The 25,558-nt window shown below is 55.4% G+C and carries 20 protein-coding genes; 11 read left to right on the forward strand and 9 right to left on the reverse strand.

Going from position 1 to position 25,558, the window contains the following annotated elements; translation table 11 throughout:
• Positions 1-251 precede the first annotated feature (251 nt).
• Complete coding sequence (locus TH25_RS01685) at positions 252-707, forward strand: PaaI family thioesterase (protein WP_114086681.1); 456 nt, start codon at positions 252-254, stop codon at positions 705-707.
• A 97-nt stretch (positions 708-804) separates the two neighbouring features.
• Here TH25_RS01685 and TH25_RS01690 read toward each other — a convergent pair whose 3' ends face one another.
• Positions 805-2,382 (reverse strand): aldehyde dehydrogenase (NADP(+)), encoded by a 1,578-nt coding sequence (locus TH25_RS01690; protein WP_114086682.1) that lies wholly within the window; start codon positions 2,380-2,382, stop codon positions 805-807.
• Between the two features lie 658 nt (positions 2,383-3,040).
• Here TH25_RS01690 and TH25_RS01695 point away from each other — a divergent pair.
• Positions 3,041-4,639 carry a gamma-glutamyltransferase family protein gene (locus TH25_RS01695; protein WP_114086683.1) on the forward strand — a complete coding sequence of 533 codons (1,599 nt, stop codon included), beginning with the start codon at positions 3,041-3,043 and terminating at the stop codon, positions 4,637-4,639.
• 139 nt (positions 4,640-4,778) lie between these two features.
• Here TH25_RS01695 and TH25_RS01700 read toward each other — a convergent pair whose 3' ends face one another.
• On the reverse strand, positions 4,779-5,510 hold the full coding sequence (locus TH25_RS01700) for a GntR family transcriptional regulator (RefSeq protein ID WP_114086684.1): 732 nt from the start codon (positions 5,508-5,510) through the stop codon (positions 4,779-4,781).
• A gap of 313 nt (positions 5,511-5,823) precedes the next feature.
• On the opposite strand from TH25_RS01700, the gene TH25_RS01705 reads away from it, so the two are divergent.
• From TH25_RS01705 to TH25_RS01750, 9 genes are all read left to right on the forward strand, one after another.
• Positions 5,824-6,909: an ABC transporter ATP-binding protein gene (locus tag TH25_RS01705; RefSeq protein WP_114086685.1), complete on the forward strand. Its 1,086-nt coding sequence runs from the start codon at positions 5,824-5,826 to the stop codon at positions 6,907-6,909.
• A 32-nt stretch (positions 6,910-6,941) separates the two neighbouring features.
• The gene (locus tag TH25_RS01710) at positions 6,942-8,255 is read left to right on the forward strand and encodes an ABC transporter substrate-binding protein (RefSeq protein WP_114086686.1); all 1,314 of its coding nucleotides are present in this window, start codon (positions 6,942-6,944) and stop codon (positions 8,253-8,255) included.
• A 76-nt stretch (positions 8,256-8,331) separates the two neighbouring features.
• Positions 8,332-9,189: an ABC transporter permease gene (locus tag TH25_RS01715; RefSeq protein WP_114086687.1), complete on the forward strand. Its 858-nt coding sequence runs from the start codon at positions 8,332-8,334 to the stop codon at positions 9,187-9,189.
• Position 9,190: 1 nt separating this feature from the next.
• Positions 9,191-10,009 (forward strand): ABC transporter permease, encoded by an 819-nt coding sequence (locus TH25_RS01720; protein ID WP_220151325.1) that lies wholly within the window; start codon positions 9,191-9,193, stop codon positions 10,007-10,009.
• Between the two features lie 17 nt (positions 10,010-10,026).
• A complete protein-coding gene (locus tag TH25_RS01725; protein WP_114086688.1) occupies positions 10,027-10,770 on the forward strand; it encodes an aspartate/glutamate racemase family protein in 744 nt (247 codons plus the stop codon).
• Positions 10,771-10,966: 196 nt separating this feature from the next.
• Positions 10,967-11,767, forward strand: a complete 801-nt coding sequence (locus tag TH25_RS01730) for a nucleotidyltransferase domain-containing protein (RefSeq protein ID WP_114086689.1) — start codon at positions 10,967-10,969, stop codon at positions 11,765-11,767.
• Positions 11,768-12,418: 651 nt separating this feature from the next.
• On the forward strand, positions 12,419-14,311 hold the full coding sequence (locus TH25_RS01740; RefSeq protein ID WP_258548984.1) for an OpgD/OpgG family glucan biosynthesis protein: 1,893 nt from the start codon (positions 12,419-12,421) through the stop codon (positions 14,309-14,311).
• 73 nt (positions 14,312-14,384) lie between these two features.
• Positions 14,385-16,478 (forward strand): glucans biosynthesis glucosyltransferase MdoH, encoded by a 2,094-nt coding sequence (gene mdoH, locus TH25_RS01745; protein WP_114086691.1) that lies wholly within the window; start codon positions 14,385-14,387, stop codon positions 16,476-16,478.
• A 175-nt stretch (positions 16,479-16,653) separates the two neighbouring features.
• Complete coding sequence (locus TH25_RS01750) at positions 16,654-17,133, forward strand: hypothetical protein (RefSeq protein WP_114086692.1); 480 nt, start codon at positions 16,654-16,656, stop codon at positions 17,131-17,133.
• A 244-nt stretch (positions 17,134-17,377) separates the two neighbouring features.
• On the opposite strand, the gene TH25_RS01760 is transcribed toward TH25_RS01750, so the two are convergent.
• The 7 genes from TH25_RS01760 to TH25_RS01790 form a co-directional block, all read right to left on the reverse strand.
• Positions 17,378-18,283, reverse strand: a complete 906-nt coding sequence (locus tag TH25_RS01760; RefSeq protein WP_114086694.1) for an SDR family oxidoreductase — start codon at positions 18,281-18,283, stop codon at positions 17,378-17,380.
• Positions 18,284-18,337: 54 nt separating this feature from the next.
• Positions 18,338-19,144: an enoyl-CoA hydratase/isomerase family protein gene (locus tag TH25_RS01765; RefSeq protein WP_114086695.1), complete on the reverse strand. Its 807-nt coding sequence runs from the start codon at positions 19,142-19,144 to the stop codon at positions 18,338-18,340.
• Between the two features lie 104 nt (positions 19,145-19,248).
• Positions 19,249-19,782, reverse strand: a complete 534-nt coding sequence (locus TH25_RS01770) for a thioesterase family protein (RefSeq protein WP_114086696.1) — start codon at positions 19,780-19,782, stop codon at positions 19,249-19,251.
• Positions 19,783-19,844: 62 nt separating this feature from the next.
• A complete protein-coding gene (locus tag TH25_RS01775; protein WP_114086697.1) occupies positions 19,845-21,629 on the reverse strand; it encodes an acyl-CoA dehydrogenase C-terminal domain-containing protein in 1,785 nt (594 codons plus the stop codon).
• A gap of 11 nt (positions 21,630-21,640) precedes the next feature.
• Positions 21,641-23,965 carry a 3-hydroxyacyl-CoA dehydrogenase/enoyl-CoA hydratase family protein gene (locus tag TH25_RS01780; RefSeq protein ID WP_114086698.1) on the reverse strand — a complete coding sequence of 775 codons (2,325 nt, stop codon included), beginning with the start codon at positions 23,963-23,965 and terminating at the stop codon, positions 21,641-21,643.
• Positions 23,965-25,101 (reverse strand): thiolase family protein, encoded by a 1,137-nt coding sequence (locus TH25_RS01785; protein WP_114086699.1) that lies wholly within the window; start codon positions 25,099-25,101, stop codon positions 23,965-23,967. Before TH25_RS01785 ends, TH25_RS01780 begins: the two co-directional genes overlap by 1 nt.
• 43 nt (positions 25,102-25,144) lie before the next feature.
• On the reverse strand, positions 25,145-25,552 hold the full coding sequence (locus TH25_RS01790) for a MerR family transcriptional regulator (RefSeq protein ID WP_114086700.1): 408 nt from the start codon (positions 25,550-25,552) through the stop codon (positions 25,145-25,147).
• Between the last annotated feature and the right edge of the window lie 6 nt (positions 25,553-25,558).

Below are 25,558 nucleotides of genomic sequence, written 5' to 3' on the forward strand. Positions count from 1 at the left end.
TTTCCGTGATTTGAAAGCTAGCAAAGGTCGGTTGGGTCCACTATCACCGGTTTGCGGCGTCCCCGTTCTTGTTTGGAGAACGATAATGGTTAAGTTATTGAAACTGCGCGATATTGATTTTTTACGGCACATATGGAAAACGCATTATTTGTATTTTTCCTTCAAAGGAATTGGAATTATTTCTGTTATTATGTGTAAATAATTCATCAATCATGTGAGAGAATGGCACATATCGGCAAAGAAGGGCGCCTATGAATAACGACGCTGATCACGACAATCTTTCGTATGAGCAGCAACATGGCAGTGGCCTGCAGGAAATGCTGGGATATCGTCTGGTGGAGTGGCAGGACGACCGTGCTGTTGTTGAACTGCATGTTGCGCCCCGGCATTGTAATCGCGCCGGGATTCTGCATGGCGGTGTCCTTGCAACGCTGCTCGATACAGCTTCCGGCTACGCGTGTTGTTATTGTCCAGTCCCGGGAAATGTCCGTCGCTGCCTGACCTTGTCACTGACCACGCAGTTTATGGGGCAGGCTGTTGATGGCGATATTGTGAAGGTCGAAGCGCAGCGACAGGGCGGTGGGCGCAAGATCATTTTCACAACCGCCACGGCCTATAACAATAAGGGTGACATCATTGCGTCTGCTACCGGCACATTCCGCTATCATCGTGGCAGTGAAGACAAGGCTGGTGTTCCGCGCGATTAAACGCGACCTACCCTAAGGTTTTGGCTGTAGGCGAGGCACACAAAAAGGCGCTGCCCGATGACAGCGCCTTTTGTGTTAAAGATTTGATATTTATCGATTATTTCGGCATCTGCCATTTGCCATCGACCAGACGCGGAATGTTCAGCGGGTTGCTGTCTTTCAGCGCGTCGGGCAGCAGGGCATCGGCGAAGGCCTGATAGGCCACCGGGCGGACGAAACGCTTGATCGCCAGCGAACCGACCGAGGTTGAACGCGAATCCGTGCTTGCCGGGTACGGCCCGCCATGTACCATTGAATGGCAGACTTCCACACCGGTCGGCCAGCCATTGACCAGGATACGACCGGCGACTTTTTCCAGAAGCGGGCGCAGTTTGGTGGCAAATGCGGCGTCGGCATCGTCCATCTGGATGGTCGCAGTCAACTGGCCGAACAGTTTGGCCGAGATTTCCAGAATCTGCTCTTCATTGTCGCATTCGATGATGATCCCGGCGGGACCAAACATTTCTTCGGCCAGTTCGGGGTTTGCCTGCCAATCGGCGGCCGACACGCGGTAAACTGCCGGGCTGCCTTCAAACGGGCCATCGGTGTCCCGGCGTTTGAGGGCACAGGTGACTTTCGGGTGTTTTGCCATGTCGTCATTGACATGATGATAGGCGCTGGAAACCCGGTCCGTCAGCATGGCCTGGCTGGCAACACCGCCCAGTTCTTCGACAGCGGTGGTTACAAAGGTATCGAGGTCCGCGCCCTTAACAGCCAGCAAAAGCCCCGGATTGGTGCAGAACTGGCCCACACCCATAGTCAGCGAGCCTGCCCATGCCTTGGCAATGCCAGCGGCATTTTTCTTCATGGCATTTGGCAGCAGGTAAACCGGGTTGTTGCTGCCCAGTTCGCCATAAAACGGGATCGGGTCCGGGCGGCTGACCGCGATGTCAAACAGGGCACGGCCGCCACCGGTTGAGCCGGTAAAGCCAACCGCCTTGATCAGCGGATGGGCGACCAGCGACTGGCCGACAATACGGCCGCCGCCATGCACCATGCTGAACACGCCTTTGGGCATGCCGGTTTTTTCAACCGCTGCGGCAATGGCCTGGGCGACGATTTCCGAGGTGCCGGGATGGGCGGCATGGGCCTTGAACACCACCGGGCAACCCGCCGCCAGGGCAGATGCGGTATCGCCCCCGGCAACCGAAAATGCCAGCGGGAAGTTTGATGCGCCAAAAACGCCAACCGGCCCCAGGGCCTTGAACATCGAGCGGATGTCGGGCTTGGGCAGCGGGGTGCGGTTGGGCTGGGCGGTTTCGATGCGGGCTTCAAACCATGAACCTTCTTCGATCCAGTCGGCAAAGAAACGCAACTGGCCGACGGTACGGCCGCGTTCCCCCTGCAGGCGGGCCGCGGGCAGGGCGGATTCAAGGTTGCCCATTTCGGTCAGTTCGTCGCCGCGCGCGTCAATTTCTTCGGCACAGGCGCGCAGGAAGGCCGCCCGTTTTGCCGGTGCCATCGCGGCAAATTCCTCGGCACAGGCATCGGCCGCACGGGCCGCCTGATTGACATGTTCTTCGGTACCCTGCTGAAATTTGGTCGGCAGCTTCTCGCCGGTGGCAGGATTATCCGCCTGAAAAACATCGGGGCCATCCAGCCATTCACCAGCAATATAGTTTTTTCCGCTCAGCATCGGGTTCTCCTGTGAGTTGGATCTCTGTATATCCGTTATCCAGAGGCATGCCCGGGATCAACAGACAGCTAAAGCCATAAAAATATTCGCAATTCATGACGTTATTGTCCGTCTATACCGTAAATTCTCTCCAGATTCCGTAAAAATCATACAATAGTACTATATTGCATGGAATCTGTCACCCGGGCAGCAAATTGGACGGGTATTTTTGATGCCCGGAATGTATGGGGCAGGTGCGTCCCTGTAAAGGCATCAAGTAAAAAGTCCCGCACGTGAATATTGTCAGGACAGCCCAAAGGGGGATGGAGTAAAATTGTTCCATACCAATCGCTTATCGAAACCGGGTTCCGGGACATAACACATTGATGAACTGACGGGGGCAATGCTGCGGACAAATCGCAAGCGGTGACGGGTGCCAGCTCTCTTGCAAAATCCCGGAAGATCAATACGCGTTTCTATCTATGTGGATGAGGTGTTCTTGCGACATCCATCTGTTATTCTTGTGAAAAAGCAGACAAAGTTTTCGTGTTCAGGCGTGGTTCGGAAGCTGTAAATGGGCTGAAGATGTGGCCCGGCCTGTATTCAGGGTGATGGCGAAGCAGGTTCGCGCAAATTTCCGAAAAAGGGTGCTGATTCTGGGCGGCAAGGAGGAACGATTATGAAATTTACCACCGAAGGTCTTTATGCCTCGCGCCGGTCCCCGGTGATGGCGCGCAATATTGTTTCGACATCGCAACCATTGGCGGCGCAGGCAGGTTTACGGATGCTGGCTGCGGGTGGCAATGCGGCTGATGCGGCGCTGGCTGCGGCCATTGCCCTGCCGGTGGTGGAGCCCACCGGCAACGGTTTGGGCTCTGATGCCTATGCCATTATTTGGGATGGGAAGGAAATTCATGGGTTGAATGCGTCGGGCCGGGCTCCGGCGGCCTGGTCGCCCGAACGCTTTGCCGGGCAGGAAACAATGCCGCAGCGGGGCTGGGAATCGGTCACGGTGCCCGGTGCGGTGTCGGCCTGGCGGGCGATTTCGGACAAGTTTGGCAAATTGCCGTTTGAAAAGCTGTTTGACCCGGCCATCGACTATGCCAGCCGGGGCTTTGCCGTATCACCGATCATTGCCCAGCTTTGGGCCAATGGCGCGAAGGTTTTGCAGGATCAACCCGGCTTTGCCGAGGCCTTTATGCCTGGTGGCAAAACACCCAAAGCAGGCGAGCTGTTTGTAAACCCGGCCATGGCCGAAAGCCTGCGCGATATTGCCGAGACCGGTGGGGATAGTTTTTACAAAGGCCGCCTGGCAAAGAAAATTGCCGATTTTGCCCGCCAGCATGGCGCGGCCCTGAATGAAGAAGACCTTGCCAACCATAAGGCGGATTGGTGTGGCACCATCAGCCAGGAATTTGGCGATGTGGCCCTGCATGAAATTCCGCCCAACGGGCAGGGCATTTCGGCCCTGATGGCCCTGGGCATTTTGCGCCATTGCCAGCTTGAACGCTTTGGCCCGGATGACCCCGAAGCCCTGCATCTCGAAATCGAGGCGATGAAACTGGCCTTTGCCGATTTGCACACTTATGTCGCCGATCTGGATCATATGCGTGAGGTGACGGTGGAACATTTGCTGTCCGATAAATATCTGGCATCGCGCGCCGCCCTGATTGATCCGGCGCGCGCACAGGATTTCAAGGCCGGTGCGCCCGAACATGGCGGGACGGTTTATGTCACGGCGGCGGATGAAAGCGGCATGATGGTGTCGTTTATTCAGTCGAATTATCTGGGTTTTGGCTCCGGTGTTGTGGTGCCGGGTACGTCAATCAGCTTGCAAAACCGGGGGCATGGCTTTTCGTTGCAGCCGGGGCATCCCAACCAGGTTGCGGGGGGCAAACGCCCGTTCCAAACCATTATTCCGGCCTTTTTGATGGGCAGGGATGGCAACCCGGTTATGAGCTTTGGCGTCATGGGCGGGCCGATGCAGGCCCAGGGGCATTTGCAAATGACGTTGCGCACCCAGCTTTGGCGCCAGGACCCGCAAACCGCCGCCGATGCCCCGCGCTGGCAGGCCATTTCCGGGCTGGATGTGGCGGTCGAGCATGTGTTGGGGGATCAAACCATCACCGCTCTGCGCGCCAAGGGCCATAACATTCTGGTGGAAACGCCGGATCAAACCAATTTTGGCTTTGGCGGTGCGCAGCTTATTGCCAAAACCGATGCCGGATATGTCGCCGGGTCTGACCCGCGCAAGGATGGCTGTGCGGTTGGTTTTTAAGGCTCGTTTGCCTTTTTGGGTACATTCCCGCTCGCTGTTCTGGCGGGAGAGTAAAATGGGACGGGGTGTTTGGCACCTCGTCCCTTTCTATGTCGGCGAAGGTCATAAAGGCAGGTTGCTGTGGGGTGGCGCTTGCCTGTTAGCTCGCCTTGCTGCTGGGCTGGCGGCCAAAGATGCTGGCGAAATCGGTTTTGCCGGGTTTTTCGCGATGAAGCTGCAATCGGTCGCGGATGTTATCAAGGTGGCGGGCCATGCAGGATGCAGCTTCGTCGGGGTTGCCGCCGGTTAGGGCGCGCAACAGTTCGTCATGGTCATCATGCGAGCAATCGGCGGGTTGCGGGCTTTCATACATCGCAATGATCAGCGAGCTTCGCAAAATCAGCCGTTCCAAAAATTCCTCGATCACCAGATTGTTGGCAAGGCGGGCCAGCAACAGGTGAAATTCGCCTGATAGAATAATCGCGGCGCGATGGTCGCCCTCATGGTGGGCTTTGTGCTCTGCGGCCAGATGGGCGCGGATCTGTTCAGCACGATTTGCGGTCATGTGCGCAGTGACCTTGCGCACCACGCCATCTTCGATCATGCGGCGGGCGGAAAAAACCTCGATCGCTTCGTCAATGGTGGGTTCGGCCACAAAGGCCCCGCGATTGGGCACCAGATTGATCAGCTTGTCATGGGCCAGTTGCAGGAAGGCCGCGCGGATGCGTGCCCGGCTGACGCCAAAGGTTTTGGTAAGGTCTTCTTCCACCAGCTTCATGCCGGGTTCCAGGCGCCGGTCCAGGATGGCGCCCAGCATTTCCTGATAAATCTGTTCTTCCGGCCGTAATTTGCCGCTGCCGGTAAAGCGTTGGGGCTCGGCGGGGTGGGCCATAGTGGCGCGTCTTTCCTGAGGATGGGGAGAAAGTGTCATATGAATGTTTTACAAAATTGTTGACGATTTAGACAACAAAAAACCGACGAAACAGTTTCGCCTTGTTCTATAAAGCCTAAAATATACGCGGAATGCCGTAATTGGTTAAATAATGCACACTAAATGTGCATAAAAATGGCACTTATGGTGCGCCCTGATCAAGGTGAGGACCCGGAAAGCCTGCTTTTGTGCGTTCTTTCTGATGTGGCATAGCATTTGCTAACAATCCAAAACACAGATTGTTGACAATTTGCATGCAGTATCGGGTGGGCGGATGACGGGTAACGGGGCCATTGAGCTGATCGCTGTCAGTAAATATTACGGCAGTACAATCGCAGTCAAATCGATCGATCTCAAAATACCGGCTGGCGCCTATTGCTGTCTGATCGGTCCATCGGGCTGCGGCAAGACAACAACCCTTCGCATGATTGCCGGTCACGAGGTGATCAGCGAAGGGGATCTGTTGATCGGGCAGCGTAATGTAACGGAATTGCCACCGGTAAAGCGCGGCACGGCCATGATGTTTCAGAATTACGCGCTGTTCCCCCATATGACCTGTGCGGAAAATGTGGCCTTTGGCCTGCGTATGCAGGGTGTTGCACCAGCCGAGCGGGCCGAACGTGCCACCGAAATGCTTGCCCGCGTGCATATGGAAAAATTCGCCGACCGTAAACCCGACCAGCTTTCGGGTGGGCAGCAGCAGCGTATTGCGCTGGCCCGTGCGTTGATTACCCAGCCCGAAGTTTTGCTGCTTGATGAACCGCTTTCCGCCCTGGATCCGTTTTTGCGCGCCCGGATGCGCGATGAACTGCGTCGCTTGCAGCAGGATTTGGGCATTACCTTTGTCCATGTCACCCACGCCCAGGACGAGGCCCTGGCCCTGTCGGACATGGTGGTGGTGATGGAAGATGGCGTTATCCGCCAAAAAGGCAGCCCGGAAGAGATTTTTAACCGGCCCAAATCGCGCTTTATTGCCAATTTCATGGGCGGACAAAACATTTTTAAAGGGCGGGTTCTTCGGGCCGATGCTACCGCCACCATTATCGAACGCGGGCCGGACCAGTTTGTGTTGCCGGTGCATGGTGATGCCAGAACCGGCGAAGACCTTGAATTTACCATTCGGACCGATCTGATCGGTCTGGCATCCGAAATCCCTGCCGGGGCGGAGCAATGCCAGATCCCGGTTGAAATCACCACTGTTGAATATTTGGGACTTTGGGTGCGGATTGTTGCCACCACGATGGACGGCAAGGACATCACCCTTATGAAGACCGAAAGCGAATTTCGGCGCGCACCTGTGCACAGGCAGGAGAAGTTTATCGCCTATTGGGAACCGGAACACGCGCATGTTCTGGCCTGAAATCAAAAACAGCGTTTTATCAGGAGCTTCACATGACGACCGACAAGACCAAATTGACGTCGATTCTGCCGGGCAAGGATGTTACCCGCCGCGGTTTTCTTAAGGGCGCAGCCGCGACAGCCGGTGTTGCCATCGGGTCTGGCGCGATTACCGGTTTTCCGACCATTTGGGCGCAGAATATTAAAAATGTGACGTTGCGCCAGTTTGGCACCGGGGTGTCCAACATCAATGCCGTGGCCGAAAAGGTAAAGGAAGATCTCGGCTTTACCCTGCAAATGACGGCCCTTGATTCCGATGCCGTGGCCCAGCGCGCCGTGACCCAGCCCAATTCGTTTGATATTGCCGATATCGAATACTGGATTTGTAAAAAGGTTTTCCCGGCGGGCACCCTGCAGCCGATGGATACCACCAAGATCAAGAATTACGATAAAATCTCGCCGTTATTCATTACCGGCAAGCTAACGCCGGACTCCAAAATTGCCCAGGGCACGGCACCAAACACGGTTGGTTTTGTCGAAGGCCCGGACAGCACCGATTTTGCCAGTGCGCCGACCCAGTGGATGACGCTGATCCCGACCATTTACAATGCCGATACCCTGGGTATTCGCCCTGATTTGATCAATCGTCCTGTCAATAGCTGGGCGGATTTGCTCAGCCCCGATTTCAAGGGCAAGGCATCGATCCTGAATATCCCGGCAATTGGCATCATGGATGCGGCAATGGTGTCCGAGGCGATGGGTGAAATCACCTATGGCGACAAGGGCAACATGACCAAGGACGAAATTGACCAGACCATCGCGCTGATGATCAAGGCGAAAAGGGATGGCCAGTTCCGCGCCTTCTGGAAGAGCTTTGATGAATCGGTCAATCTGATGTCGTCGGGCGAGGTCGTGATTCAGTCGATGTGGTCGCCGGCCGTGGCGGCTGTGCGCTCCAAGGGGATCGAATGCAAATACCAGCCGCTCAAGGAAGGGTATCGCGCCTGGGGTGGCGGTATTGGTCTGGCCAAGCATCTTTCCGGCCTCGAGCTTGAGGCGGCCTATGAATATATCAACTGGTATCTGTCGGGCTGGGTCGGGGCGTATCTGAACCGCCAGGGCTATTACAGTGCCGCACCGGAAACGGCCAAAAAATTCATGACCGCCGATGAATGGGGCTACTGGATGGAAGGCAAACCCGCCCAGAGCGACATTCTTAGCCCCGAAGGCAAGGTGATGGAAAAGGCTGGTGCCGTGCGCGATGGCGGTTCTTATGAAGAGCGCATGGGCCATGTTGCCTGCTGGAACTCTGTAATGGATGAAAACAAACACATGGTTCGCAAGTGGAACGAATTTATCGCCGCCTGATGCGGGGATAATGTGCCGGGCCGCCCATGTGTGGCCCGGTACTCCTTTGGAAAATTTCTGAATGTGGCGGAACGGTATGTCAGCATCCAATTCCAAACGCGGTTCCTATTTTCTGATCACGCCTATGGCGCTGGTATTTGCCATTTTTCTGGTGATACCGCTGCTGACAATTGTGGTGGTCAGTTTCTGGGATTATGACGAATATCGCATCCTGCCCGATTTTATTCTGGAAAATTACAGTTACCTGCTGGGCTCCTCTGTGACCTGGCAAATTTATCTGAACACCTTTAAATATGCCGCGCTGACCTGGGTATTTACGCTCGGTATCGGTTTTACCGTGGCCTATTTTCTGGCCTTTCATGTTCGCAGTCTGACCTGGCAGATTATTCTGTTTATGGTCTGCACCATCCCGTTCTGGACGTCGAACATCATCCGCATGATTTCGTGGATTCCGTTTCTGGGGCGTAATGGTTTGCTTAATCAGGCGCTGATGGGGACCGGGATCATTCACGAACCGCTTGAATTTTTGCTGTTTTCCGACTTTGCCGTGGTTCTGGCCGATGTGCATTTATACACCCTGTTTATGGTGGTGCCGATTTTCAATTCGATGATGCGCATTGACCGTTCATTGATTGAGGCCGCGCGTGATAACGGTGCCAGTGCCTGGGCGACATTGCGGCATGTGATTTTGCCACTGTCCAAACCCGGTATCGCCATTGGTTCCATTTTTGTCATCACGGTGGTGATGGGCGATTTCATTACGGTGCGGTTGATGAGCGGCGGGCAAAGTGCCTCCGTCGGGTTGCAGATTTCCAATGAAATCGGGCTGTTGCAATATCCGGCGGCGGCGGCCAGTGCGGTTGTGCTGCTGATCACGGTATTGCTGATCGTCACCGCCCTGTTGCGCCTCGTTGATATTCGCAAGGAGCTTTGACATGGCGATAACCCGTGAAAAACGTCCGGTGGCCTTTTATTTCCTTGCCGCTTTTTTTGCCCTGTTTGTGCTGTTTTTATACGGGCCGATGCTGACCATTTTCATTCTGTCCTTTCAGGGGCCAAATGGCGGGCTGACTTTCCCGATGAACGGGTTTTCCTTTCACTGGTTTGTAAACCTGTTTCAGCAACAGGCGGTGGGGGATTTTGGCGGGTCATTCATGCGCTCGCTCAAGCTGGGGCTGATTGTCATGGTGGTGACGGTTGTCGTGTCCTTCATGGCGGGCATGGCTTTCCGGCGGCGCTTTCGCGGTGATACGGTGGTGTTTTACCTGGCGATTGCCAGTTTGATTGTGCCCTCCATCCTGATCTCGCTGGGCATTGGCCTGTTGTTCAATATCTTTGAAATACAGCCCCACTGGTATAGCTCCGCCCTGGGCGCGCATCTGACCTGGACCTTCCCGTTTGGTCTGTTGATCATGTTTGCGGTGTTTAACCGCTTTGATCCCTCGTTTGAGGAAGCGGCCCGGGATTTGGGGGCATCCAACTGGCAAACGGTGCGCCATGTGGTGCTGCCAATGGTCGCCCCCAGCCTGATTGGCGTTGCGATGTTTTCCTTTACCCTGTCTTACGATGAATTTGCCCGCACCTTGATGACGGCAGGATCCTTAAACACCCTGCCTTTGGAAATTTACGGCATGACCACCAATGTCACCACACCGGTGCTTTATGCGCTGGGTACGTTAACAACGGTTTTTTCCTTTGTTGTCATCGGCCTGGCCTTTGGCGCGGTGGTGTTGTTACGCCGTCGCAAGGCGTGATCAGGGGGCGATAGAAAATGTCAAAAATCGCGGTGATCAACCCGAATATGTCGGCCGGTTTTACCGATAAAATCCGCACTCAGGCCCAGCGTACCGTTTATCCCCATAATCAGGTGGTGGCCCTTAATCCCGATTTTGGCCCCGACAGCATCGAAGGCTATTACGACGAGGCCTTTGCCAGTGTTGGTTTGCTCTCTGTCATCCGCAAGCTCGACCCGACCGGGATTGATGGCTATGTCGTGGCCTGTTTTGACGATACCGGCGTGGATGCCGCCCGTTGCCTGACCCAGGCGCCGGTGATGGGGTTGTGTGAAGGTGCCATTCGCTTTGCCCAGGCTCTGGCTGGCCGATATGCCATTGTCACCCCCATGTTTGTGTCCGTGCGTCCGCTGGAACATCTGGTGCGCAAATATGGCGCGGATCGCGATTGTGTGGTGCGCGCCGCCGGGGTCCGCACCCTGGATTTTGAAGGGGAAAATGCCACCCGTGCCTATAATGCCCTGTATGGCGCGGCGCAAAAAAGCCTGCGCGATGACGGGGCGGAGGCGATTGTGCTGGGCTGTGCCGGGATGACGGATGTTGCAGAACACCTGAGTGCTGACTTGGGCGTGCCGGTGATTGACGGGGTGCAGGCCGCGATTAAAATGGTCGAAGGTTTGGCCGCCCTGCAATTGACGACCAGCAAACACAGCACTTATGGCACACCACCTGCCAAATCCTATCACGGTATGTTTGAAGGTTTTGCGCCAGCCTCTATTTAGGATGTATTGTGCATTCGTGTTGCGCCTTTTGACGCAACTTTGCCCGGTTTTGTCGGAACTTCCTCCAGTAATTGAATTCTTAATACTTATTCGCCAAAAGATTGACATGTGTTTCAACAGAATCGCACTGTCTGCGAATAGGACGTTCGATTTCTGGTTGATCTGACGGAAGCCAAACCGACGACATGGGCAAGGGATGATACAAAAAGATCTTTTTACGATTGCGCCGGAAATACGTGCCGACATCGAAGAGCGTCTGGCCCGTGTGGCGCGCGAGGATGGCGTGCGCCTGTTGATGGCGGTTGAATCCGGGTCGCGCGCCTGGGGATTTCCCTCGCCCGACAGCGATTATGATGTGCGTTTTCTTTATATCCGCCCGCGCCGGGATTATCTGGCGCTTAAGCCCGTTCGCGATGTGATCGAACGGCCGATTGTTGATCTGATTGACCTGAACGGCTGGGATATTCGCAAGGCGCTTGGCCTGTTGCTCAAGCATAATGCGGTCTTGTCGGAATGGCTTGAAAGCCCGATCCGCTATATTGCGGATGACCCGGCAGTGACCCAACTGGCGGATCTTGCCAGTCGTCATTTTGATCCGCATGGTTATGCCCGCCATTATGCCAGTCTTGGCAAGGGGATGGTCAATCGCTGGCTGGATCCGGACGGGCAGATCGCCGTGAAGCGATATTTCTATGCGTTGCGTCCGGCACTGTCGGTGCGCGCATTGCGCCTTGACCCGTCACAACGTCCGCCAATGAGCATACAGCCCTTAATGCAGGCGGCAAAACTCGACCCGGTGCTGGTAAGCCAGGTTGATGAACTGATCGCGCGCAAGGCAGAAACCCGCGAGGCAGGAAGCACGATCCGGTTGCCCGAGATTGAGCAGTTGATACAGGATGAACTTGATCGGGTGGACGAGGTTCCCAAACGCGCCAACGTCGAGGATTTTACCAGGGAGGCCGAGGCGCTTTTTCTGGAATGGGTCGAACGCGAATGATCAAGACCCGCTGCATCAAAAGAGGCGGGCACGTTCGTTATTATGCGTTCTGGTCATGCCATGAATCGTGATGTCTGAAATCCTTGCGTTGGCACCAAATTGGCGGATGCAAGATAACGGACAATCCGAATCCGTCATTCAATCACGGGATGTTGCTGTCCTGCAACATGGCGGGTGGGTTGTGACGGGTCTTTTGGCCCTGATTTGGTCCAAAGCGGTTTACGGGAAGGAATCTGGCGAATTTTCTTTTGTTTTCAAATGGCAATCTGTGGTTTTTACCGGAAAAAGATAGCAGAAACAGAGGGGAGCTTTGCAGGGCGTCAAAGATATTTTGCGCCGCAAAATGTCAAAAAATCCAGCTTTTCCATATCTTTGAACGGTGTGATGGAAACATTCACATCCCTGTTGCGTTGAACACGCGAAAAACCGGCTTTTCAAGACCTTAAACAGGGCCTAAATCCGTATGGTCATTTGGAGGCAATTGGGGGTAAAACCCTGTTGGTTCAATACTGTCACATTGCTGCCCCGTTCATCGTGCAAAAGCCCGCAAGGCATATCAACAAAGGTTTCGGCGTGAAAAAAATGCAAATTTGCCAGCAGGTTGACTCGCAATGTGTCCCGCACAAACGATTTCCTCTGTTCCGGTTGGGAATGGCATCGGCCTGTGTGCTGACCACCCTGTGTCTTGCCGGTCAGCCCGCAATGGCGGCGGCCACCAAGGCACATGCAACGAACAAGCAAACTGCCGCAAATGCAGCCGACGCCCCGGCTTCCGGGCAGGACGCACCGGCATCGGCTGACGCGGACAAACAAAGCGCACCGGCCGGGCAGGGCGATAAGCCAGCTTCTGCCGATGGGGATAAAGCGGCGCCTGATGCGTCATCCGGATCCGCTGCGCCTGCGTCGGAAAAGGCACAGGCTCCCGCTGAAAATAGTGGTGCAGATGGTGATCAGGCTGCGCAAAATGCGCCGACCGGCAACGGCGAGGCCGATCAGGGTGCAACGCCGCCGGCCCCCGGCAATGATCAGGCGCAGGCTGGCAACAAGGCACCGGCAGGCCAGGGACAGCAGGCGGAACAGGCCACGCAGACCCCGCCCTTTAGCCCGCAACTGGTGATTGATCGTGCCCGCGAATTGGCAAAAAAGCCGTTTGAAAACCCGCATCGTGAATTGCCCGCTGCCCTGGCCGATCTGGATGCGGCGAAATATGCCAAAATCAAATTCAAGTCCGATCAGGCTTTCCTGAAAGACCCTGCAACCGGTTTTTCGATGGAGCTTTATCATCCCGGTTACATGTATGACGTGCCGGTGGGGATCAATATTGTGCGTGATGGCAAGGTGCAGCCTGTGCCCTATTCCGCCAGCCTGTTTGATTTCGCCGATACCGGGCTTTCGGACAATAATGTCGGCGCACAGGGATATGCCGGTTTAAAGTTGAAATACCCGCTTGATTCGGTGACAAGCAACGAAGAGCTGGCCTCGTTTCTGGGGGCAAGCTACTTCCGTGTGATGGGGCGTAATCAGGTGCGCGGGCAGTTGGCCCGGGCGCTGGCGATTGATCTGGCCGCTCCCTCGGGCGAGGAATTTCCGGTTTTCCGCGAATTCTGGGTCGAACAGCCGACCGATCCGTGGGGCAAAGTCACGGTCTATGCCCTGCTTGACAGTGCGCGTGTCACCGGGGCCTATCAGTTTGATATTGTGCCGGGCGAACGCTCGGTGGCCTCGATCAAGGCAACCCTGTTTTTCCGTGACCAGATTCAAAAGCTGGGCATTGCACCGTTAAGCAGCATGTTCCTGTTTGGTGAACAGAAACGTCGCCATTTCGATGATTATCGCGATGAAGTGCATAACAGCGATGGCCTTCTGATCCATAACGGGCAGGGGGAATGGCTGTGGCGTCCGCTGGATAACCCGAAAAACCTGCAGATCAGTTCTTTCCTGGATCAAAATCCGCGCGGTTTTGGCCTGATGCAGCGGGATCGTAATTTTGACCATTATCAGGATGCCAGCGCGCATTTTGAAAAACGTCCCGGTTACTGGATCACGCCGAAAGGTGACTGGGGCAAGGGCCATGTGGAACTGGTCGAAATTCCCTCGCCCGATGAAACCAACGAAAATATCGTTGCCTTCTGGGTGCCCGACGCCAAACTCAAGGCCGGTGATCAGTTGGAAATTTCCTATGATCTGACCGCCATGAGCGATGGCCGCGAACTGCATGGCATGGCGCGCGCCCTTGATACCCGTATTGCGCCGGTACCGGGTGGTGACGAGGATAATGGCGGCGTTCACCGCTTTATCCTGAATTTCCGCGGGGGTGATCTGGATTATTATCTGGATGATCTTGCCAATTTGCAGGCTGATGTCAGTGCATCCAATGCCAATGTCAGCAACGTGCATGTTGTCAAGGACGCCGAAAATGGCGGTGTGCGCGTCCTGTTTGATCTGGCGGGCACCGGCGAAGCACCGACCTCCAATCTGCGTGCCTTTTTGCATTATAAAGACCGCGTGATTAGCGAAACCTGGACCATGCCGTGGGCGTTCTGATTGCAAGAACGCCCCGGTGGTGCGGGTCGCCCGTTTATTTCTCAAACTGCCTTTCTGCCCAGGAACAAAATTGATGACCGACAGCCCGGCTATGCCCCGCTCCCCCGAAGAACTTGACCCGGCTGTAAAGCTGGCGGGGCCTTCCTCGACGGTGCGGCGCCTGTTTTTGTTTGGCGCATCGCTGGTGACAACCATTTATGCTGCCTGGCTGATGACCGATGTATTGGGCGCAGACCAGTTAACCGGCATGGAAATGGTGGTGATTACCTTTTTCACCATCAATTTTGCCTGGATTGCCCTGTCGTTTTACACCGGTGTTGTCGGTATTTTTCTACGCGCCTTTGGCATTGATGCCATCACATTGCGCCGCATGAAGCCGATTGAACGCAAAGGCAAACTGAAATCAAAAAACGTTATCGTGATCCCGGTTTATAATGAAAGCCCGGATCGCGTTTTTGCCGGTTTGCGCGCCAGTTATGAAAGCCTGGCAGCAACGGGCGAACTTGATGCCTTTGATTTTTTCGTGCTGTCGGACACCCGCGATCCCGATATCTGGATTGCCGAGGAAATGGCATGGGCGCGCACCTGTTCGGAGTTGAATGCGCGCGGCAAAATCTTTTTCCGCCGCCGCCCGGAAAATACCGAACGTAAATCCGGCAACCTCAAGGAATTCTGCGAAACCTATGCCTCGAACTATGATCATATGATCGTGTTTGATGCCGACAGTGTGATGTCGGGTGAGGCGATGGTGAATATGGCCTATCTGATGGAAAACAATCCGGATTCCGGGATTATCCAAAGCCCGCCGCAGCCAACCGGCCGTTCCACCCTGTTTGCCCGTATCCTGCAGTTCATTTCGCGCGTGCATGGCCCGACCATGTCGGCCGGGTTGGCATTTTGGTGCATGGGCAGTTCCAACTATTGGGGCCATAACGCCATTATCCGGGTGCAGGCCTTTATTGATTGTTGTGGGTTGCCGGTTTTGTCGGGCAAGCCGCCGATGGGCGGACATATTTTAAGCCACGACTTTGTCGAGGCCGCCTTTATGCGCAAGGCGGGCTGGCGGGTGTGGCTGATTCCGCAGCTTGAAGGCAGTTGGGAAGAATTGCCGCCCAACCTGATTGACTTTGCCGTGCGTGACCGGCGCTGGTGCCAGGGTAACATGCAGCATGCCCGCCTGATTTTTGCACCGGGCTTTTTGCCGCTGTCGCGTCTGCACTTCTTTATGGGCGTAATGAGCTTCCTGTCATCGCCGCTGTGGTTTTTGCTGCTGTTAAGCTCGACCATTGCGACGCTGCAAAATTCGCGCCTGACCTACAGCTTCTTCCCCGGCCAGTTCACCATGTTCCCGCAATGGCCGGTGGACCGGTCGATGGAAATGGTGGTGTTGCTGGTTTTCACCATCGGCATGCTGGTTTTGCCCAAGGTGATTTCGGTCTTCATGGTGTTTCTTGGTCGGGACCGGCGCAAATATGGCGGGGCTGCCGTGTTGCTCAGCGGTCTTTTAGAAATGATCTATTCCGCCCTGCAAGCCCCGATCATGATGACCCTGCATTCGCGCTTTGTGCTCTCGGTCCTGACCGGCAACCAGGTGGGTTGGGATGCCCAGGAACGCGATGATACCGGTGTGCCGTTTATGGCGGCGGTGAAAACCCATATCGGCATTATTCTGGCGGGTTTGGCCTGGGGCGCGATTGCGCTTTATGTGGATCAGGCATTTTTCTGGTGGCTGACGCCGATTTTGGCGGGCCTGGTGCTTTCGCCGTGGTTAACGCATTGGTCCAGCCTGCTGCGCCTGGGGCAGAAAACCCGGAAACTGAAACTGTTTTTAACCCCCGAAGAAACCGCAACACCGGAAGAACTGGCAGCGCTTTATCGCATCACCGCCCGGCATACCGGCGAAGATGTCCGCGATGGTTTGTTGCAATTGATCGAAGACCCCTATGCCAATGCACTGCATAGCGCCCTTTTGCCTGCGCGTAAGCCGGACCGCCGTACCCAGATTGAGGTGGGCATCATTTACGAAAAACTCGCGCGCCTGGGTGTGGAGTCGCTAACCAAGGAAGAGAAGCTCAAGATCCTGTCATGGCCGGTAAAGCCATTAGACCAGATCATGGCCGGACAACATTTGATTGGCGTGGAAGACCCTGAAAAAACATCTGTTTAGCCAGCGAAAAATAAGTGCGTAAATGGTATGGCCCCATGTAGGTACTGCATGGCCCGTGCCACAAAAACGTCTAAGTTTCGGCAAAGATTCAGACTATATTCCGGTCATTGTGAAGATTAACGATATCAAGAAACGGTTTGTTAACCTTCATATTCACCCGAATAGGGATTGCATCATGGTTGAGATGAGTAACGTGGAAAATTCAAAGTCTGGTCTGTCAAGCGAACCGGCAGCAATGTCCCGGTTACTGAGCGAAACTGCCCGCGCCTGGACCCGTTCGTTCGGGGTGAAAAGCGAAATTGCCGAAGACCGCCTGGTTTGCGAATTGCGCGCCGCTTTGCGTGACGACATGGTTGGTGCTGTTGCCAAGGGCAACCTGCAGGACATGCTGGATGAAGCCGCCCATTCTGCCATTGCAACCTGGCTGGCTCATGTGACAGGCGAAGAAGAAACCCATAGCGCAAACAAGTTTGCCATGCTGCGTTGTGCATTTCTGTCGGCCAATCAGGGCAAAAACTGGTGTGAGCGTTTTCTGGACCGTAACCAGAGCTGCCAGGATCTGAATATGGCCTTGCAGGCGCAAATGATGCTGCCGACTCCGGCGCGTCATGAACGCGTTATGCCGCGTCAAATCCTTGCCAGGCACGCGTCGTGACTGTTTGATCGCTTAACACGCGATGATTTGTTTGCAAAAGATGCCGTCCGGCTTACAGGCCTGGCGGCTTTTTTGTTGCGAAAGGCGATGTTTGACGGACTTGCATTTTGCAGGACCCGGGTAAAAAGAACCCGCCCGATAGGTTGGGCGGGTCGAGGTCGCGGGCGAATGAGGCCATCCCACGATGGTTTGGCCCCGGTAGGTGGCATTGACGATCATCGCCAATGCCAGGAAAAAAACTGTTCTATGCGTTAGAAGACGCGTGGTTGTGATAGTGCGCAATGACCCCGAGCAATTTGGCGACATGCGGGTCATTGGCACCGTTTTTATCGGGCTCGTAAAAGAAATCCGGATAAGGCTCTTTGCCCGGCGACAGGTTGTAGGATTCCAAATCGGTAATGCCGATGGCTTCGAGCACGCATTCATCGGTAAAGAAGCCCCCGCTTACCTGTTTTGCCGGGCTGGTCAGGATGGCATGGGCGGCATCGGCCAGAATTTCCGGTTTGCGGGCGCGGCCCGCTTCAAGGCCGGGGATCATATTAAGCGCGGCAGTTTCAATCACCGTGACGGGCCATAGTGAATTTACCCCCACCCCTTCATCGGCAAATTCCGCAGCCAGGCCAAAGGTGGCAAGGCTCATGCCGTATTTTGACATGGTATAGGCCGGATGGTTGGCAAACCATTGCGGACTCATATTGGGCGGCGGTGACATGGTCAGGATATGCGGGTTATCCGATTTCAACAGATGCGGCAGGCAGGCCTGCGCACAGGCAAAGGTGGCGCGGGTATTGACCTGGGCCATCAAATCATATCGTTTCATCGGTGTTTGCAAGGTCGGCGTCAGGTTGATCGCACTTGCATTGTTAACGAGAATATCGATCCCGCCGAACTTTGCCACGGTTTGGGCGACGGCATCGGCAATCTGGTCTTCGTCGCGAATGTCGGTCTTAAGGGCGAGCGCCTTGCCACCGGCCTGTTCGATTTCTTCAGCGGCGGTATAGATGGTGCCGGGCAGTTTGGGATGCGGCGTATCGGTTTTGGCGATGATGGCGATATTGGCCCCGTCGCAGGCGGCGCGCAGGGCAATTTCCTTGCCAATGCCGCGTGATGCGCCCGTAATGAAAAGGGTTTTGCCGTTCAGGTTGGCCATGTTTTATTCCCTATGACTGCTCTGGTTTGACGTCTTTTGCTAACGACGACCTGCTTATTTGCTGTTAAAAACCGGTTTGCGCTTTTCAACAAAGGCGCGAACGCCTTCCCGAAAATCCGGGCTTATGGCGCATTCGGCAAAGGCTTCGGCTTCGGCAAGGAGTTGGCCGTGCAAATCCCTTTCCGGCGCACTGTTTAAAAGCGCCTTGGTTTTTGCAAGTGCTGCGCGCGGGCCGGATGCAATGCGCATCGCCAGTTCGCAGGTTGATTTTTCAAGATCAGCGGTTTCCACAATCTGGTTGATCAATCCAAGGCGCAGGGCCTCGGCGCTGTCAAACCTGTCGCCCAGCAGGGCAATTTCCTTGGCCTTTTTCATGCCAACCAGGCGCACCAGCGAATGGGTGGCTCCGCCATCGGGGGAGGTGCCAATATGGCAATAGGCCAGGGTAAAAACCGTTTCACGGGTCGCAATTGCCATGTCGCAGGCATTCAGAAGGCTGACGCCAAAACCGGCAACCGCACCGTTGGCACTGGCAATAACCGGGCAGGGCAGACGAACCAGACGGGCGATGACTTCGTGCACCCTGTCGATCATGGCCCGGATTTGCGGCTGGGCTTCGTTTGCGGGCATGGCCCCAAGCTGGTGAAAAAATTTCACATCGCCGCCGGCCATAAAGGTGCCGCCGCTCCCCGCGACAATCACGGCGCCGATATTTTTCATTTCGGCTTCGATTTGATCAAGGGCTGTCAGCAGGCCGCTCACCATTGTGCCATCCAGGGCATTCATCCTGTCAGGGCGGTTCAGGGTCAGTGTGGCAATATCATTTTCAATTTTCAGCAAAACCGCATCTTGCGATGACATGTGGGTTTCCTTCCCGCCAAAATGGTGAATGGGCCGTTTGTTATTGTCAGGTTTCGGCCTTCTGGATTTGTTTTTTTAGTATCGTGTTCTGGTGGGGCGGTGCGTTAAATCGCGCCCAACCGTTGTTCAATGGCACTTTCAATATCTGGCCAACCGCTAAACCAGCTTGGGACCTCGGGTGACGGGTCGTCCAGACCGAGTTTTTTATAAATGTCCGTCGGGCGGACAACGCCAGTCCGGCTTATAAACACGGCCTTGACCACGGCCAGTGCCAGGGTTTTGCCATCGGCGACAAATCGCTGTTCCAGATAAAACCCCTGTTCATCCCAGTACAGGGCCTGTGTTTCGAGATGAAAGCGTTGAAAGGGCTTGATTGCGCGTTTGAAGCGTATGGTGGATACCGAAATAACGGGCTGCCATTTATGCTTTAACACCAGCCCGAAAATCCCGTTCCGCAGGATCAATTCGGTCCGCCCCAGATCCATCAGGGCAAAATAGCGCGAATTGGTCATGTGGATATTGATGTCCAGATCCGTCGGCCAGGCGCGAAAGGCAATGGCCGACGGGTCCATCGGGTGCATATTCGGCCGCAACCACCCCAAAAATAAAATGCGGATCAAGCGAAAGATCAAATTCATCGTCTGCCCCGAATTTGCCGCCAACAGGCGGTTTTAAAAGGAAGTTGCGAAACCGATATAAATTAGAAGGCGTCTTCGTCCATCGCCATCATGGTTTTGGAACCGGCCATGATGGATGAAAACAGCGCACCGGATTGCGGCATGATGCGTTCCATGTAAAACCGGGCTGTTACCAGCTTGGCCTTATAGAAACCGTCACTGTCATCATCCTGTTTTTTAAGCGCGATCTCAGCCATGCGCACCCACATGAAACCAACCGCCACCAGGCCAAACAGGCGCAGATATTCGGTTGCGGCGGCCCCGGCTTCATCGGGGTTTTTCATGCCGCGCTGGGCAATTTCGGCGGTGGCCTGTTGCAGGCGCATGAAAGCCTTTGCTAGCGGCTGGACAAAGTCGCCCAAACCCTCGTCGCTGACATGGGTTTCGATATATTCCTGAACCGGATGGAAGAACCGGCGCAGGTAACGCCCGGCCTTGGCCCCCATTTTACGCCCGACAAGGTCCAGGGCCTGAATGCCGTTCGTGCCTTCGTAAATCTGGGCGATCCGGGCATCGCGGACATATTGTTCCATGCCCCATTCACGGATATAGCCATGCCCGCCAAAAACCTGCACACCAAGATTGGCGGTCTCAAATCCCCAGTCGGTAAACAGGGCTTTGACGATGGGCGTCATCAATTGCACAAATTCGTCGGCTTCTTCGCGGGCTTTGGCATCGTTGTGATGCTTCATGGTATCAAGGGCACGCGCCACCCAAATACCCATTGCGCGCGTGCCTTCGTTATAGGCGCGCTGGGTCAGCAACATGCGCCTTACATCGGGGTGAACCAACAGGCTGTCGGCTTCCTTGTTGGGCGATTTGGGGCCGGTCAGCGCACGACCTTGTAGGCGGTCGCGGGCATAGGCTGCCGCTCCCTGATAGGCCGCTTCGCCGATACCCAGGCCCTGAATGCCCACCGAAAGGCGCTCCTGGTTCATCATGGTGAACATGGCGGGCATGCCCTGATGTGGTTCGCCCACCAGCCAGCCAATGGCGCCGTCAAAGTTCATTACACAGGTGGCCGATGCCTTGATGCCCATTTTATGTTCGATCGAACCGCATTTGACGCTGTTGCGATCACCCAGGCTGCCATCCTCATTGACCATGAATTTCGGCACGACAAACAGGCTGATGCCCTTGGTGCCCTTGGGCGCATCGGGCAGTTTTGCCAACACCAGATGAATGATGTTTTCCGTCAGGTCATGTTCGCCTGCCGAAATGAAAATTTTGGTGCCGGTAATGGCATAGCTGCCGTCATCACGCGGCTCGGCCTTGGTGCGGATAATGCCAAGGTCGGTACCACAATGCGGCTCTGTCAGGCACATGGTACCCGACCAGGTGCCTTCAACGATTTTTGGCAGGTAAATGTCCTTGAGCTCGTCCGAGGCATGGCTGTGCAGGGCCGCGTAAGCCCCGTAAGACAGGCCGGGATACATGCCAAAGGACAGGTTGCTCGAACAAATCATTTCCTCGACCAGGGCATTGAGCGTTTTGGGCGCGCCCTGGCCGCCATAGGCGGGATCGCAGGCAATGCCCGTCCAGCCGCCTTCGGCAAAGGTTTTATAGGCCTCCTTAAAACCTTTCGGTGTCGTAACAACGCTGTCATCCCAATGGCAGCCTTCTTCGTCGCCACTGCGATTGATGGGAAAAAGAACTTCTTCACAAACCTTGGCGGCTTCTTCCAGAACGGCGTCAACCACGTCAGGGGTGAAATCCTCGCAACCGGGAAGCTGGTTGATGTCGTTGTAATCAAACAGCTCGGTCAGGACGAAACGCATATCGCGCAGGGGTGCTTTAAATTCAGCCATTTTTCTGTCCTTTAGTTCCGCAGCGGTTTGCCGGTCAGCAGCATCGTTTCGATGCGCGCCAGCGTGCCGGGGTTGCGGGCCAGACGCATGAAGCTTTCACGTTCCAGTTCAAGCATGTCGTCTTCGGAAAGTTCGACGGTGACATCGGTATCACCGCCCGCCAGAACGGTTGCCAGTTCACCGGCGACCACGCGGTCATAATCGGTGGCTTTGCCAAGGCGGTAAAAACCATCGACGGCCATTTCAAAGGCTACCCGCGCGCTTTCGCCGGGCAGGCGATAGACCATTTCTTCTGGTGGTTCATAGCCTTCAACCATTGCCAGTGCGCGTTTCTTGGCATCAAACAGCAGGCGGTTGCGGTTCATGGTGATGCCGTCATCGGGGCGCAGGAACAGGTTTTCCTTGGCCTCATGGGCGGATTTGGCAACGGTCGCAACACTGATGATTTCAAATGCCTTGGCACTGGCGGCCATTGGCCCCTTGGGGAATTTGGGGTTTTCATGCCAGCGGCGGATCATTTCCTTGCATCCGCCCCAGGCCGGGACCAGGCCCACGCCGGGTTCCACCAGCCCAATATAGGTTTCCCCGTGCGCCTGGACGGCATCGGAATGCAGCACAATTTCACACCCCCCGCCCAATGCCAGGCCGCTGGGTGCTGCCACAACCGGGAAGGGCGCATATTTCAGGGCCTTGTAGGTCATCTGCCCGGTTTCAACCAGATTTTCAATTTCCGGCCAGACGGCAATATTGGCAGCAAACAGTGCCAGGCCCAAATTGGCCCCGGCGGAGAAATTGCTGCCTTCATTGTAAATGACCAGCGCCTTGTATTGCTTTTTGACGGTGCGAATGGCCGATTTGATAATCGCCATGACCTCGCCATCCAGCGCATTCATCTTGGTGTGGACTTCAAGGCATACCACGCCGTCGCCAATATCCCAAAGCGATGCGGAGCCATTGCCCAGAATGCGTTCGGATTTGCGCTTGATATCTTCAAGCAGCAACACGCCTTCAGGGCGGGTAACAGCCTGATAGCTGCCATCAAAGCCCAGATAATGCAGGGTGCCGTCTTCGACCTTGTAAAATGTTTTGCCTGCCGCGCGTTCCAGAAGCGGCGGCACATCGATGCCGTCTTCCTTCAGCATGGCAATCAGGGCATCAACCCCGATGGTGTCAATCAGCTCGAACGGGCCGGTTTTCCAGTTATAGCCCAGCTTCATGGCATCATCGACATCGACGATGTTCTGTGCGGCTTCCTCGGCAATGAAGGCGGCATAGGCCAGGGTCTTTGCCATCACGGCACGGCCATATTTGCCGCCCTTGTCCGGGTGCTGCATCAGGGCAAGCGGGTCTTTGCCTGCCGCCTTGACACTTTCAAGGCGGGCCTTTTCGGATTTGGAAAATTCACCCGTTTCGAGATTGACCGATTCCTTGACCTTGCCCCCATCGGCCCGGTTAATACGGTAAAAACCACCCTTGCCCTTGCGGCCGGTATAGCCATCGGCAATCAGTTTGGAAACCAGCTCCGATTCCCGGTAAATGGCATGGAACGGGTCCGATTTCGGCAGGGCACCGGCCATGCTCGATTGTACATGGGGCATCAAATCCAGCCCAACCAGATCCATCAGGCCAAAGACGCCGGTTTTGGGAATGCCAAACGGGCGGCCAATAACACTGTCGGCTTCTTCGACGGTCAATTTGGCATCCATGGCTTCGACCATTGCGGCCTGAATCCAGTAAACGCCCAGGCGGTTGGCAATGAAACCGGGCTTGTCATGGCAGACAACGCAGGTTTTACCCAGTTTTTCATCGGCAAAGGCGGCAACCATATCCACCACGCCGTCATTGGTTTCCCCGCTGGAAACCAGTTCCAGCAGGCGCATATAACGCGGCGGGTTAAAGAAATGGGTAATGATGAAATCACTGGCAAAGCTGGCGGGCATGCCCTCAATCAGGGTGGCCAGCGGAATGGTCGATGTGTTCGATGACACAACCGACCCTGCCTTGCGCACCTCGTCAATCTTGCGATAGAGGTTCTGTTTAATATCAAGGCGTTCGATGACGGCTTCGACAATCCAGTCGCAATCGGCCAGTTTGCCCATGTCATCTTCGATATTGCCGCAGGTAATCAGTTTTGCGGCACGCTTGTTCATAAAGGGGGCCGGGTCGGTTTTCAGCATTTTTGCCACCGCGCCCTCGGCCACCGCATTGCGGCTTTTGGCCCCTTCCGGCACGATGTCAAGCAACAGAACCGGCGTTCCCGAATTGGCGATATGGGCGGCAATCGATGCCCCCATAACACCGGCGCCAATCACGGCGACCTGTTTGATTTCAGCCATTACATTGCCTCCAGAACCGTCGCGATTCCCTGGCCGCCACCAATGCACTGTGATGCCAGGGCGTATTTTGCACCTTCGCGTTTCATCAAGGCCGCAGCCTTGCCAACGATACGGGCCCCGGTTGCCCCTAACGGGTGGCCAATGGCAATGGCACCGCCATCGATATTAACGGTTTTGGGGTCCAGGCCCAGTTCGGAAATCGATGCCATCGCCTGCGAGGAAAAGGCTTCGTTCAGTTCAACAACACCCAGGTCAGCAGCCGTAATACCGGCGCGTTTCAGGGCCTTTTTGCTGGCACCGACCGGGCCAATGCCCATGATCTCGGGCAGGCAGCCATCAACGGCAACCGATTTGATGCGCGCAAGCGGGGTGAGGCCATTGGCCTTGGCAAATTCTTCGGAACAGACCAGAACCGCCGATGCCCCATCGGTTAACGGCGAGGACGTCCCGGCCGTGACAACGCCATCTTCCCGAAAGGCCGGTTTCAAGTCAGCCAGACCTTCGGCGGTGGTGTCACCACGGATACAGCCATCCTGATCCACCGTACCATCAGGGCCGTTAATGGGAATAATTTCGTCGGCAAATTTGCCGGCCTGTTGGGCACTGGCGGCCCGTTTGTGGCTTTCAACGGCAAAGGCTTCCTGATCGGCGCGCGAGAGGTTCCATTTTTTGGCAACATTTTCGGCGGTATCGCCCATGCCGATATAGGCTTCGGGCATTTCCTTATACAGGGCGGGGTTGGGCATCGGGTTAAAGCCCATCATGGGAACGCGGGTCATGCTTTCAACGCCCGCGCAAATAAACGCATCCCCGGCGCCAATGGCAATGGCGCCTGCGGCCTGGTGAATGGATTGCATGGAAGACCCGCAGAACCGGTTGACCGTTACCCCGCCCACCGAGCGCGGCAACCCGGCCAGAAACGTGATCAGACGGGCAACATTCAGGCCCTGTTCGCCTTCGGGAAAGGCACAGCCCAAAATCAGGTCTTCAATGGTGTTCGGATCAATGCCGGTGCGCTCGACCAGCCCTTTGACAACCTGGGCGGCGAGATCATCAGGGCGCACCTTTGCCAGCGCACCCTTGCGTGCCGGAGTGAAGGGGGACCGGACATAGCCGGCAATTACTGCATTGGTCATAGCGGATCTTCCTTCCTGAGCGTTTCTGCGAATCCGTCGGTTTTCATTCCGTATCCGGATCGAGTCCTTTTTCTTTCAGTGCATCAATCGATTGCTGTTCGATGTCGCGTAATTCTTCGAGGGTGACATCCAGCGCCTGGCGCTGTTCGGTCAAATCCTTTATCCGATGGCGTACCTGTCCCAAAAGCATCCGGATCTGTTCGCTTTGCGTTGGGTCTGCTGCGTAAAGATCCAGATAATCTGCAATCTCGCGCAGCGAAAACCCCAGTCGCTTGCCCCGCAAAATGATCAGCATTCTGGCCCGGTCTGCTTTTGTATAAATCCGGGTGCTGCCAGCACGTTGCGGCGATACCAGCCCTTTTTGCTCATAGAACCGGATGGTTCGCGGTGTGACGCCCAAATCCCTGGCCAGTTCGGGAACGGTGTAGATTCGGTTGTCTGAGTTCGGCATTTTATG

Source organism: Thalassospira profundimaris (genome assembly GCF_003326755.1).
Taxonomy (GTDB): Bacteria; Pseudomonadota; Alphaproteobacteria; order Rhodospirillales; family Thalassospiraceae; genus Thalassospira; species Thalassospira profundimaris_B.